The organism is Mycobacterium sp. TY815, from assembly GCF_030755135.1.
Classification (GTDB): Bacteria; Actinomycetota; Actinomycetes; order Mycobacteriales; family Mycobacteriaceae; genus Mycobacterium.
In genome coordinates this window covers 3,071,225-3,083,660 of sequence record NZ_JAUFRX010000001.1, presented here as the reverse complement: position 1 = coordinate 3,083,660, position 12,436 = coordinate 3,071,225, and the positions used below count along the sequence as shown (strand labels likewise).

General features: G+C 66.2%; 13 protein-coding genes. 5 read left to right on the top strand and 8 right to left on the bottom strand.

Going from position 1 to position 12,436, the window contains the following annotated elements:
• Positions 1 to 16: 16 nt before the first annotated feature.
• A complete protein-coding gene (locus QXK92_RS13240) occupies positions 17 to 484 on the bottom strand; it encodes a succinate dehydrogenase hydrophobic membrane anchor subunit (protein WP_306242060.1) in 468 nt (155 codons plus the stop codon).
• A complete protein-coding gene (gene sdhC, locus QXK92_RS13235) occupies positions 481 to 819 on the bottom strand; it encodes a succinate dehydrogenase, cytochrome b556 subunit (protein ID WP_306244400.1) in 339 nt (112 codons plus the stop codon). The genes QXK92_RS13240 and sdhC overlap by 4 nt, the downstream gene beginning before the upstream one ends.
• A gap of 274 nt (positions 820 to 1,093) precedes the next feature.
• Here sdhC and QXK92_RS13230 point away from each other — a divergent pair, with 274 nt between their 5' ends.
• Genes QXK92_RS13230 through QXK92_RS13220 form a run of 3 tightly spaced genes read left to right on the top strand, consistent with a single transcriptional unit; the run spans position 1,094 to position 3,857 of the window.
• The gene (locus QXK92_RS13230; RefSeq protein ID WP_306242059.1) at positions 1,094 to 1,495 is read left to right on the top strand and encodes a cytidine deaminase; all 402 of its coding nucleotides are present in this window, start codon (positions 1,094 to 1,096) and stop codon (positions 1,493 to 1,495) included.
• Positions 1,492 to 2,778: a thymidine phosphorylase gene (locus QXK92_RS13225; RefSeq protein WP_306242058.1), complete on the top strand. Its 1,287-nt coding sequence runs from the start codon at positions 1,492 to 1,494 to the stop codon at positions 2,776 to 2,778. Before QXK92_RS13230 ends, QXK92_RS13225 begins: the two co-directional genes overlap by 4 nt.
• On the top strand, positions 2,775 to 3,857 hold the full coding sequence (locus QXK92_RS13220; RefSeq protein ID WP_306242057.1) for an adenosine deaminase: 1,083 nt from the start codon (positions 2,775 to 2,777) through the stop codon (positions 3,855 to 3,857). The genes QXK92_RS13225 and QXK92_RS13220 overlap by 4 nt, the downstream gene beginning before the upstream one ends.
• Positions 3,858 to 3,934: 77 nt before the next feature.
• Here QXK92_RS13220 and QXK92_RS13215 read toward each other — a convergent pair whose 3' ends face one another.
• Positions 3,935 to 4,246 (bottom strand): hypothetical protein, encoded by a 312-nt coding sequence (locus tag QXK92_RS13215; RefSeq protein WP_306242056.1) that lies wholly within the window; start codon positions 4,244 to 4,246, stop codon positions 3,935 to 3,937.
• Positions 4,247 to 4,376: 130 nt separating this feature from the next.
• Positions 4,377 to 7,622: a LuxR C-terminal-related transcriptional regulator gene (locus QXK92_RS13210; RefSeq protein WP_306242055.1), complete on the bottom strand. Its 3,246-nt coding sequence runs from the start codon at positions 7,620 to 7,622 to the stop codon at positions 4,377 to 4,379.
• A gap of 240 nt (positions 7,623 to 7,862) precedes the next feature.
• Between QXK92_RS13210 and QXK92_RS13205 the strand changes: the two genes are divergently transcribed.
• Together QXK92_RS13205 and QXK92_RS13200 are read left to right on the top strand one after the other, a co-directional pair.
• Entirely contained in the window at positions 7,863 to 8,012 is a 150-nt protein-coding gene (locus tag QXK92_RS13205) for a hypothetical protein (protein WP_306242054.1), read from the top strand.
• A 13-nt stretch (positions 8,013 to 8,025) separates the two neighbouring features.
• Positions 8,026 to 8,916, top strand: a complete 891-nt coding sequence (locus QXK92_RS13200; protein ID WP_306242053.1) for an alpha/beta fold hydrolase — start codon at positions 8,026 to 8,028, stop codon at positions 8,914 to 8,916.
• Here the strand turns inward: QXK92_RS13200 and QXK92_RS13195 are convergent.
• The 4 genes from QXK92_RS13195 to QXK92_RS13180 all read right to left on the bottom strand — a co-directional run bounded on the left by QXK92_RS13195 (position 8,913) and on the right by QXK92_RS13180 (position 12,371).
• Complete coding sequence (locus QXK92_RS13195) at positions 8,913 to 9,398, bottom strand: PE family protein (protein ID WP_306242052.1); 486 nt, start codon at positions 9,396 to 9,398, stop codon at positions 8,913 to 8,915. The two genes, QXK92_RS13200 and QXK92_RS13195, sit on opposite strands and share 4 nt — an antisense overlap.
• A gap of 91 nt (positions 9,399 to 9,489) precedes the next feature.
• Positions 9,490 to 10,017, bottom strand: coding sequence for a PE family protein (locus QXK92_RS13190; protein ID WP_306242051.1), 528 nt, complete (start codon positions 10,015 to 10,017; stop codon positions 9,490 to 9,492).
• A gap of 128 nt (positions 10,018 to 10,145) precedes the next feature.
• A complete protein-coding gene (locus QXK92_RS13185) occupies positions 10,146 to 11,477 on the bottom strand; it encodes a primosomal protein (protein WP_306242050.1) in 1,332 nt (443 codons plus the stop codon).
• Positions 11,478 to 11,510: 33 nt separating this feature from the next.
• Complete coding sequence (locus QXK92_RS13180; RefSeq protein WP_306242049.1) at positions 11,511 to 12,371, bottom strand: alkaline phosphatase family protein; 861 nt, start codon at positions 12,369 to 12,371, stop codon at positions 11,511 to 11,513.
• Between the last annotated feature and the right edge of the window lie 65 nt (positions 12,372 to 12,436).

Below are 12,436 nucleotides of genomic sequence, written 5' to 3'. Positions count from 1 at the left end.
CTTTCAACAAGGTCTGTTACGAAACGTTGGGGTTGAACGTCATCAACACGTAAGTCCCGAGCATCAGCGTGAACACCATCGACACCGTCAGCAGCGCGTTCAGCCAGAATCGGGTGATGTTCTTGCGGCTGTAGTCATCGATGATGGTGCGAATCCCGTTGCCGCCGTGCAGCTGTGCCAGCCATAGCAGCAGCAGGTCCCACACCTGCCAGAACGGCGAGGCCCACCGCTGCGCCACGTAGTTGAAGTCGATGCGGTACACGCCGTTGTCCCACATCAGCATGATGAACAGGTGGCCGATGGCCAGGAAGACCAGCGCGATGCCGGAGAACCGCATGAACAGCCAGGCGAACTTCTCGAAGTTCGGGATGCCGGCACGGCGGCGCGGCGAACGAGGGTTGTCCAGGCTGGCCGGCCGGTAGTAGGCGCGCTGCTGCACCGGTGCGGTCTGACCGGGTCCGAGTTGCAGGTCGGGGCTGCTCATTTGAAGTGCTCCCACATGTGGATACCGGTCACCACGCCGGCCATCACCAGCATGATCAGGAACGTCACGGCGACGATCCACAACATCCGCCGCTGGTAGCGGGGGCCCTCGGACCAGAAGTCGATCAGGATGACCCTGATCCCGTTGAGCGCGTGGAAGCCCACGGCGGCCACCAGTCCGTACTCCATGAGTCCGACGATGGGCGTCTTGTAGTCCGCCAGCACCGTGTTGTAGGCCTGTGGGCTGACCCGCAGCACCGCCGAGTCCAGGACGTGGACGAACAGGAAGAAGAAGATGGTGGCCCCGCTGATGCGGTGCAACACCCACGCCCACATGCCGGGGTCGCCGCGGTAAAGAGTCCGCGGTGGCTTGCGCTTGCGTGTCGATTCCGAAACCGGCGGATCCGTGGTTGCCGTCTTCGAGACCACCTGAATACTCACCTCATTCACGCCGTTGGGAAACCGGCTGATCAAACGCATAAACCGGTAATCGCGAGCTTAGCTCGGCGGAGGTTGCCCGCGGTAGCGCCACGATGTGATCCGCGTCCTGTCTTGCGCGGCGGGCTAGGGTGGGCTGGTCGGGTCAGCTCAACTGCGGGCGGGGATGCGAATGGCTGAAGTTGATTGGAATGTGCTGCGGGACAAGGCAATCGCTGCTTCGGCTGACGCCTACGCGCCGTATTCGCGGTTCCCGGTTGGTGCGGCGGCCCTGGTCGATGACGGTCGGATCGTGACCGGATGCAATGTGGAAAATGTCTCATATGGACTTGGTCTGTGCGCCGAGTGCGGTGTCGTGTGCGCACTGCACGCCGGCGGTGGCGGCCGGTTGCTGGCGCTCGCGTGCGTGGACTCCGGCGGTGCGCCGCTGATGCCGTGCGGCAGATGCCGTCAGGTGCTGCTCGAACACGGCGGCCCGGAGATGTTGATCGACCATCCCGGCGGGGCGCGATCACTCGGTGAGTTGCTGCCCGACGCCTTCGGTCCCCATGACCTTTTTCGGGAATCTCGTTGACTGACAACGCATTCGATGCGCCCACCGTGATCCGCACCAAGCGGGACGGCGGCCGGCTGTCTGACGCCGCGATCGATTGGGTGATCGACGCGTACACCGAGGGCACGGTTGCGCCCGAGCAGATGTCGGCCCTGTTGATGGCGATCTTCCTGCGCGGGATGGACCGTGACGAGATCGCCCGGTGGACCGCGGCCATGCTGGCCTCGGGTCCGCGAATGGATTTCACCGACCTCGGTCTGCCGACCGTCGACAAGCACTCCACCGGTGGAGTCGGCGACAAGATCACGCTGCCCGTGGTGCCCGTCGTCGCGGCCTGCGGCGCCGCGGTTCCGCAGGCGGCCGGGCGCGGACTGGGCCACGCCGGCGGCACCCTGGACAAGCTGGAATCCATCCCGGGCTTCAGTGCGAACCTGTCCAACCAGCGGCTGCGCGAACAACTTTGCGACGTCGGCGCCGCCATCTTCGCGGCCGGTGAGCTGGCGCCGGCCGACGCCAAGCTGTACGCGCTGCGCGACATCACCGGCACCGTCGAGTCGCTGCCGTTGATCGCGAGTTCGATCATGAGCAAGAAGCTGGCCGAGGGCGCCGGAGCGTTGGTGCTCGACGTCAAGGTCGGCTCGGGTGCATATCTCAAGCCGGAAGCGCGCTCCCGCGAGCTGGCGCACACCATGGTCGAGCTGGGCATCGCGCACGGGGTGCCGACCCGCGCGCTGCTCACCGACATGGAGTGCCCGCTGGGCCGGGCCGTCGGCAACTCGGTGGAGGTGCAGGAGTCGCTCGAGGTGCTGGCCGGCGGCGGGCCGTCCGACGTGGTGGAGCTGACCCTGCGGTTGGCCGCGGAGATGCTGGAGCTGGCCGGGGTCGACGGTGTCGACCCGGCGCAGACGTTGCACGACGGCACCGCGATGGACCGGTTCGCCCGGCTGGTGGCCGCCCAGGGCGGTGATTTGTCGAAACCGTTGCCGATTGGTGGGTATTCGGAAACCGTGACGGCCGCCCGGGGCGGCACAATGGGCGACATCGACGCGATGGCAGTGGGGCTGGCGGCATGGCGCCTCGGAGCGGGCAGATCCCGGCCGGGGGCGCGGGTGCAGCACGGGGCGGGCATCACGATCCATCGGCGTCCGGGGGAGCCGGTCGCAGCGGGCGAGGTGTTGTTCACGCTCTACACCGAGACACCGGAGCGTCTGAGTCCCGCGCTGGCGGAATTGGACGGTGCCTTCACCGTGGGAGACGACGCGCCCGCGCGCAGGCCGTTGATTATCGATCGGATCACGCGATGAACCTGAGCCTCGAACAGATTCAGCAGGCGCCCAAGGCGCTGCTGCACGACCACCTGGACGGCGGACTGCGCCCGTCCACCGTGCTGGAGATCGCCGGCGAGGTGGGTTACGACGAGTTGCCGGCGACTGATGCCGAGGAGTTGGCGACGTGGTTCCGTACCCGCTCGCACAGCGGTTCTCTGGAGCGCTACCTCGAGCCGTTCTCGCACACCGTGGCGGTGATGCAGACGCCGGAAGCGCTGTACCGGGTCGCCTACGAATGTGTGGAGGATCTGGCCGCGGACGCGGTGGTGTACGCCGAAATCCGGTTCGCCCCCGAGTTGCACATCAACCGCGGGCTGTCGTTCGACGACGTCGTCGACGCGGTGCTGGCCGGATTCGCCGCGGGGGAGCAGGCGTGCGCCGCTGCGGGCAACCCGATCAAGGTGCGCTGCCTGGTCACCGCGATGCGGCATGCGGCGATGTCGCGGGAGATCGCCGAGCTGGCGGTCAGGTTCCGCGACAAGGGTGTGGTCGGATTCGACATCGCCGGCGCCGAGGCCGGGTACCCGCCCACCCGGCACCTCGATGCCTTCGAATACATGCGGGACCACAACGCGCGCTTCACAATTCACGCGGGTGAGGCGTTCGGCCTGCCGTCCATTCACGAGGCGATCGCGTTCTGTGGCGCCGACCGGCTGGGTCACGGGGTGCGCATCGTCGACGACATCCAGGTCGACCCGGACGGTGACGTGACGTTGGGCCGGCTCGCGGCGATCGTGCGGGACAAGCGAGTTCCGCTGGAGTTGTGCCCGAGCTCCAACGTGCAGACCGGCGCGGTGGCCAGCATCGCCGAGCATCCGTTCGATCTGTTGGCGCGCAGTCGTTTTCGGGTGACCGTCAACACCGACAACCGGCTGATGAGCGACACCACGATGAGTCAGGAGATGCACCGGCTGGTGGAGGCGTTCGGCTACGGCTGGACCGATCTGCAGCGCTTCACGATCAACGCGATGAAGTCGGCGTTCATCCACTTCGACGAGCGGCTGGCCATAATCGACGAGGTGATCAAGCCGCGGTATGCGGCGCTGATCGGGTAGGTGTCGGATCGGCGCGCGCCGCGCTCTTTCGACTTTGAATGCAGGTACACGTTTTTCGGCGTGTCGTGTGTGTGGTGTCAGTGTCGCGAGGTCCCGCGGCTCGTGGCAGTCCTGACCCCGCGCCCCGTGACACCGGCTGCGCTCGCTGTGCCGTTGGCACCGCGAGGCCCTGGGCAGGCGCCGGGCCAACGGTGGCATGCCACCCCGTGCCGCCCACTCCGCCGGCGCTGAATATGCCGGGCCTGGCCGCCGGCGCCACCGTAGCCGTTGCCCCCGCCGCCGCCCGTCAGGCCCATGAGCAGCCCGCAGGACCCGCCGACTCCACCGATACCGCCGACGCAACCGTCGATGCCGCCGGGCGCGCCAGCGCCGCCATTGGCTGCCAGCAACCCCCCGGTACCGCCGTTACCGCCGTTGCCAGCTACCTCTCACCCCCCGACAGTGCGAATTCAGCGGAATTGAATGATCGCCGGCAAGAGCGATAAGGACTTGGTGATATTGGAGGGGCAGATGACGGCGTCAGGCGCGCCGGACGGCCTCCTGCGCGAGTTGCACTCGCGAGTTGAACCCGAGTTTCGTGTAGACGTGGGTGAGGTGGGTCTGCACCGTGCGCGGTGAAACAAACAGCCGTTCGGCGATGTCCCGGTTCGAAAGTCCTTCGCCCACAAGGCGCACCACGTCGAGTTCCGCCCGAGTCAGAGACGGCCAGCCACTGGTTGCGCGTCTGCGTTCAACCCGGTTGCGTTGCGCGTGGGTTATCGCATCGGCAGTGGAGAGGGCGGCGCCCTCAGCCCAGGCGGCCGCCATCTCGTTGTCGCTCATCGCCGAGCGCAGGACGTTCACAGACGCGTCGTAGTTGCCGTCGTAAACCTTGAGACGTACCGAGCCCGTGCGAACTCGGTGCGCCTCAGCCGCACCGAACAACCGGGCGGCCTCGCGATAGTTGCCGTCGTCGACGGCCAGGCACGCCAGGCATTCCAGGACGTCCGGAACACCACCGTGGGCACCGACTTCGGCGGCACACGAGAGCGCGTCGTATGCGTCGCGCCTCGCTTGTCCGGGCTCCTTCTGCGCGATCGCGATGCGGCACCGGGTGGTCAGCGCCAGGGACCGGTGCCAGCCCGACGCCGATTCCACACCTTCCTCGACAGATTGCCGCGCGCCGGCGGTGTCTCCGCTCGCGAGCTGGACCTGAGCCTTGAAGGCACGCCAGAAATTGGCGGACTGGGGTTGGACATTGAAATTTTGCCAGACTTTTTCGTCCGCCTCTCGCGCCGTGCCGACGTCACCGTCGGCGAGCGCGGTCAGAGCCAGCGTCGAATAGCCAAGTCCCACAAAGTATTCGCCGGTGGCACTTTCGATGGCGGCCGCACTGGCCGCGCGCGCGGCACTCACGTCGCCCTGGTAGGCGAGCGCATCGCCCAGGCCCTTGAGACCTAGCGAGGTGAAAACATCCGCGTCGGGCCCGTCCTCGACCAGCGCACCGAACTGCGCGACCGCGCCGGCCAGGTCGCCCCGCCACAGCTGCGCGTAGGCCACCGCCAACCGGCACTGACGCGAGCCGATGCGGTCACCGATCAGGTCGCAGAGGTCACGCCCTTCGCGGCCAAGAGCATGCGCTGCGTTCGCGTCCCCGGCTACTATCGCGGCGCTGCTCTGCCAACTGAGGATCTGGCTGAGCCGCCAGCGATCACCCAGAGCACGGGCAAGCTGGGCCGCCTCGGCGAAGTAGTGCTGGACCGTCTGCGTCTGATAGTTGAAACCGGCGGTCAGACCGCAGGCGGTGAGAGCACGGGCGGTCAGTGCCGGGTCGCCAACGTCGCGGGCGAGCTTCAGCGCTTGCTGGGCATCCTCGATGCTGGGGGTCGCGTCGATGAACATCTTGAGTACGGCCTTGTCGGCCAGTGCTCGCGCCCACACCGCGGCATCGATTTCGACGCCGTCACTCTCTGCCTGTGCGACAAGCGATTCGAACCAGTCGCGACCCTCGGAGATGTGCCCCCGGACAAGCCACAGCTGCTGCAGCGACGACGCCATCATCAACGCCGATTCGAATCCAGAGTTGTCCCGATACCAGGCCAGGGCGGCGCGCAGGTTGTCGATCTCGGTCTCGATGCCGTCCAGCAGTTGTAGGTAGTCGTTACGGCCGGGACTGTCCAGCACCGCCGCCATGGCCAGGTAGTGCGTGGCGTGACGCCTGCGCGTGGTTTCGACTTCCCCGGCCTCGGCCAATCGCTCCATCGCGAACTCACCGATTCCCTCGAACCGCCGATAACGCGTGCCGCCGGGTGAACTGTCCGCCGCCACCAACGACTTGTCGACCAGCGATGACAGGCCGTCGAGCACCTGATAGCGCGGCATGTCCCCGAAGCCGACAACCGCGTGTGCCGCATCGAGTCCGAAGGGCCCGACAAACACCCCCAACCTCCGGAACAGCACTTGCTCTGACTCGCTCAGTAATTCGTGCGACCACGCGATGGATGCGCGCAGAGTCTGGTGGCGGCGCAGCCCCGTGCGGGCGCCGCCGGTGAGCAGCCGGATCTTGTCGTCCAGGCCCGCCCTGATTTCCGGCAGCGACAGCGAGCGAACCCGCGCGGCCGCAAGCTCGATGCCTAGTGGCATCCCGTCTAACCGTCGGCAGATCTCGCTCACCAGGTTCGCGTTGTCATCGGCGATCCCGAAATTCGGCCGGGCCGAACGGGCGCGGTCGACGAAGAAGGCGATCGCATCGTCCTCGTAGCACAGCGCCGGCACCCGCCAGGTCACCTCGCCGGCCACCGCGAGTGGCTCACGACTGGTGGCCAGCATTGTCACGCCGGGGCAGGATCGCAGTAGTGCGCCGATCCGCCGGGCGGCGCTGTCCAGCAGATGCTCGCAGTTGTCGAGCACGATCAGCACACGGCGCTGGCCAAGGTGACGTAGTACCGCTTCGTCCACCGAGCGACCAGGCTTGTCCGCGACTCCCAGCGCCCGGGTCACGGCCGCCGGTGCGAAGTCGGCGCTGGTGACTGGCTCGAGGTCGACGTAGTACAAGCCGTCCGGAAACACAGGCCTTAGCTGGGTTGCGACCCGAACGGCAAGTCTGCTCTTCCCGATACCGCCCCCGCCGATCAGCGTCACCAGCCGGTTGTCGCGGAGGATCTCGGTCACCTCGGCGATCTCGCGGCGGCGGCCCACGAAATTGGTCAGGTGGACCGGCAGAGCTGCTGCCACGCCGCCGTGTGTCGTGCACAGCGGTGGGAACTCGTTCTGCAACTCGGGGTGGCACAGCTGGTGTACCTGTTCCGGGCGCGCCAGGTCCCGTAGCTGATGTGCGCCGCAGTCGCTCAGCCAGGTCTTGGCCGGCAACTGGTCGGCCACGACGTCGGCGGTGGTGGCCGAGAGCAAAGTCTGCCCGCCGTGCGCCAGGGCACACAACCGGCTCGCACGAGTGATCGTGGTGCCGACGTAGCTCGTGGCGTCGTCGCTGAGGCGCACATCGCCGGTGTGTAAGCCGATGGGCAACCGAATGGGGTCGAGTCGCGTCAACTGCAATTGCAGCGCGCATGCCAGCGCGGCTCCGGCACCCCCGAAAGCGATCACGAAACTCTCGCGATCGAAATGCCCGTCGGGCTGGACCCGGACACCGCCGTGGGTGGCGGCGGCTTCAGAAAGGAGGCGGTCCAGCAGCATGAATTCGGGCGTTCCCGAGTCAGTCGGGATCGGCCTCCCGGCCGCGCCCTGGATGCCGGCTACCAGCAGCGTCACTGTCCCGGTCAGCAACACGCGCTCACGCTCCCTTTGGCCCTCAGCAAAGAGGGGTGGATCTCGCTCATGCTAGCCAGCGTTCACCCACTTCAAGCAAGGGATCTAAGCGGAAGTACGTAGAGATGATCCGCGGGCCCGCGAAATCTACGACCCGCCCCTGTCCGGCTTTACGTATTTCGGACGATGCCCGCGGACGGCCTAACGGGCGACAGTTGGTCCATCGAACTTCTCGACCCCCACAACCGAAGGGAAATACCCATGAGCAAGATCCGCACCCGCGCCATCGCCATCCTCGGCCTGGACGGTGAAGGCCCGAGTCAGAAGCGCGCCGCCAGGCGTCAGACCCAGCCGAGGCGCTACGCGTTCCTCGAGTCCTCGAGCATGTCCCGCGCCATGGACCGTCTCTGAATAGCATCACGGTGTGCTTCCCGACCGCATCCGCACCGACGAGGCGCAACTCCATCTTCTGCCCGACGGCCGCACGTTGGCCTACCAGGAGTGGGGCGACGCCACCGGATATCCCACGTTCTACTTCCACGGCACGCCGAGCTCCCGACTGGAGGGTGTGTTCGCCGACGGTGCAGCCAAGCGGAACGGGTTCCGGCTGATTGCGGCCGACCGCCCCGGATTCGGGCGGTCGACCTTTCAGCCGGGTCGCGCATTCTCCGATTGGCCGGCCGACGTCTGCGAGCTGGCCGACGCATTGGGCGTGGACCAATTCGGTGTCGTCGGGCATTCCGGAGCCGGGCCGCACCTGTTCGCCTGCGGTGCCCTGATACCGCCGACGCGGCTTCGATTCATCGGCGCGTTTGGACCTTGGGGTCCACTGGCGACGCCGGAGATCGTCGGTGCCTTGAGCCCGCAGGACCGTGTTTATCGCGGTCTTGCGCGGCTGGGATCCTGGCCTTTCGACGCCGCATTCGTGCCGCTGGGCTGGTGCGCAAAGTACTGGCCGGGTTTGTTCTGCCGGCTTCTGACGGCGTGGGTTCCCGACCCAGAGCGTCGAAAGTTGCGGGACGACCTCTTCGCGCGGCAGTTCCGCGCATCTCAGCTCGAAGCCTTCCGGCAGGGTGGCCGGGGCGGTGCCTATGAGTCGTTTCTCGACTATCAGCCTTGGACATTCCGGGTGGAAGAGATCGCGGTGCCTACCCACATTTGGCAGGGCGACTGCGACTCATTTATCCCGCACGCTATGGGCCGTTACCTTGAACGCGCGATTCCCCACGTGGATCTGCACTGGTCGGCGGGCAAGGACCACTTCGATATCGAGGACTGGGACGCTATTTTTGCGGCCTGCGCGGCCGATATCTAGGTAAGCCCGAAAAGTGAACCCAGGAATGCGACCGGCAGCCACAAGGCCAGCGCTGCGTAGATCGGGATGAGCAACAGGAAGCCGAGATAGTAGAGATACGACAGCGTTTGCCAGAACAGCCCCGTCACCGTGCTGACCAATGACGAGAAGATCTGATCCAGGGTGGGGATGCCGGCGGCGGCGGGCGCCAGCACCGACACGTTGGCGGCTTCCACGCTGGCGTAGCTGTTCGCCGCCGCGGTGAGGTGTTGGACGAACTGTTGGGAATACGCCGCGGCCTGATCCGCGGCGTATTGATAGTCCTGGCCGAAGCGTGAGAACAGCTGTGCGACGGCGGCGGAGACCTCGTCCGCGGCCGCGGGAGGCAGCGCCTGCGTTGATGCCGCCGCCGTCCCGCTCGCTGATTCGAGCACCCCGCCAATGGACGTCACCTGCGTTGCGGCCTGGGCAAGCAGATCCGGCACGGCGACGACCGCGGACATGGCGACCATGCAAGCAGGGGCGAGGTGCCGGCGGCAAGCAGTGCTCGAATGAGCTACCCAGTCGTGTTAGGACCGTCACCGTCTCGAGACTTCACAAGTTGTAGGGCGGGAATATCGACACTCCGTTGTACGCAAGTAAAGCGAACGATGCGATGAGGAAGATTGTGAAGAACAAGGCGAACGGAGCCATCACTATGAGAACCGGCAGACCGAGCATCGCGCCGAGTATCTGCGAAAAAGGCTGCGGCAAGGAGGCGATCAACGCCGAAAATTGATAGTACGAGGTGAGGCCGCTGTCGACCAACCGGCCGACGATCTCTAAGGGCACCTGCAGCAGCGAATTGGTGTTGACCGCTTCGGCACCGGCGTAGGAGCCGGCTGCCGCGGTCATCGTGTGCACGAATTGGTCGTGATACTCCGATGCCTGAGCAGCCACCTTCTGAAAATCCTCGGCGTGCTGAGCAAACAAGTTTGTGATACCCGCCGACACCTCGTCGGCCGCCGCCGGCAGCAACGTGCGCGTCGGGGCCGCGGCTTGCAGCCGGGCCGCGTGGATGGTGGTGTCGATGGCAGTCAGATCCGTTGCCGCCTGGACAATCGACTCAGGTGTGACGATCACGGGATTATCGTGACGCCGGACGCGACGGGTTGTCTTGCGTAGTCGACTACTTAAACCGCTGGGCTTTACGGCGCTATTCGCGCCTTAGCCGCGACGCTCACGCTGAACGTCGTCGCCGGCTCTCGGCGCTATTCGCGCCTCAGCCGCGACTCCACGAACGATTCCAACTTCTCCCACGCCCGGACCGCCGTGGCGTACGGCCCGGCCGGCTTGCTTTCCGAATCGGGCTCGAGCACGTAGGCGATCAGTTTGCCCAGCGGCTTGCCCTTGTCCAGGGCCTTGTCGACAGTGCTCTCTTCGGAGTAGTCACCGATGTCGCGCAGCAGTTCGACGGCGAGTTCGAGCTGTTCCCGATCCACCGCCTCCGGCCCGTCGGCGAAGTCGTCGGCCAGCCCGCTGAGCACGTAGACGTTCTCGTCGGTGATATCGATCTTGAGCGAGCCGTCGGTGGCCGCGGTGCGGATGTCGTCGTAGGTCGCCAGGTCCGACAGGTCGTGGTCGTGCTCATCGGCAAGGTAGCGGGCCAGCGCCCGCTCTGAGCTGAATACGCTGATGCGCCCGTTGCGGCCCAGGAAGATCGGCCGGTCGTCGAGGTAGCAGCGCAGCGTGTAGAACGTGCCGGCCCCAGTCATGATCCGGACCGGGTCGATGCCGACCTGCGCCCAGAAGTCCTCGTCGCTGCCCAGCACGACGGTGTCGCCCTCGGCACGCTCGTCCTCGACTTCGTCTTCGTCTTCGTCTTCGTCTTCGTCCTTGTCCTCGTCGTCCTCGTCGTCCTCGTCGTCCTCGTCGGCTTCCTCAGCGGCCTCCTCGGCGCCCTCGTCCGACTCGTCCGTCTCCTCGGGCTCGTCTTCTTCCTCGAGTTCCTCGTCGAGTTCCTCTTCAGCCTGCTTCGACAGCTCCTCGTCCACGTCGGGTGTGCTGACCACGTCGTCGATGGCCTTCAGCACGTCGTCCCAGCTGCGGCCGATGATCTCGGCGATGGCGTCCCACCGCTTCTGGCCCGCCCTGCCGGTGAAGTGATCGATGCCACCGGAGACGGTGCCCAGGGTCGGGTTGCCGTTGAAGAACTTCGAGATCGCCGGCAACTCGCACACCGACCCGATGGACGACACGATCGCCAGTGTCCCGGCCAGCGCGGCCACCGACTCCTCGGTGGGCTTTTCGGCGACCAGTTCCTCCACGGCGACCAGGTCGAACCGCTTGTCGTCGGCCGGGTCCAGCTTGTGCGCGTTGGCCTCGGTGATGTCCGCCCACGCCGGGTGGTCGACCAGATCGTTGTCGTCGTTGCCGCGGACGAAGGCGGTCAGGTCGGCCACGCTGTCGAAAACGTAGAGGTCTTCGTCCTTGCCGAGGAACGCCTCCCACTCGTCGCCGGAGTCGCGCCAGCGGGGCGCCCACAGCGTGTAGCGGTCGCCTTCGGACAGGCTCAGGCGGATGGGCACGAGGTCAGCAGCCATGCGGCACACAATAGCGACCCGGCCTGTTGACGCTTACCCGCCCCAAATAGTTGCGATGGCCGGAGCAGTTGCCGCGTAACCCGTTTTGGGCAGCCCGTACATCTCCTCCAGCGTGGACAGCACGTTGTAGTGGCTGATGGTTTCGTTGTAGCTGCCGGGCTGCACGTGCGCCCCGTAGAACACGGTCGGAATCTGATTGCGCGGTCCGCCGTCGTCTTCGTCCCAGGTGAGGATGAGCAGGCTGTTGTTGGCCCGGGCCCAGTTGGCGTACGCCGACATCTGGCTGTTGAGCCAGGCATCGCCCTGGGCGATCGAGCCGTCGTGCATGTTGTTGTCGTTGTTCGGGATCACGAACGACACCGTCGGCAGGCTCGCGTAGTTCCCGGGGCCCGGGAAGGTGGAGAAGGGCACCGAGACGCTGGGCGGGACGTTGCTGAAGTTCACCCACGGCACGTGCTTGCGCGCGTACTTGCCCGCGCTGCATGCCGTCGAGCCGACCGCGGGCAGATCCTCGGAGTAGCCGCCGAACGTATGCCCGGTGGCCAGCAACTCGGACGCGAGGTTCGGTTGGGCGCCGACGTCCACCGGGCAACTGTCCTTGGTGAGCCCGAAGGTGTTGCCGGCGAACAGTGCCAGGTAATTCGGTTCGCTGGGATGTGTCTCGGCGAACGATTGCGCCATCATGGCCCCGCCGGCGGCCAGCGCGTTGATCCACGGCGCCGCCTTGTTGCCGATGATGTTGGCCTGCGAGCGGTTCTCCTCGATCACGATCACGACGTGCGCATACGCCGGCAGCGTCGCGGCGGCCAGCGCCACCCGGGGCGCCGGCAGCACCGCCACGCTCAGAGTCAGGGCGCAGAAAGCCCTGGTCAAGTGCCGTCGCAGACCCCGCATGCCGGGAGTATAGGTGCGCTCGGGACCCGCGGAGCGAACGAAAATGCGCGTGTCAGCAGGCCTGA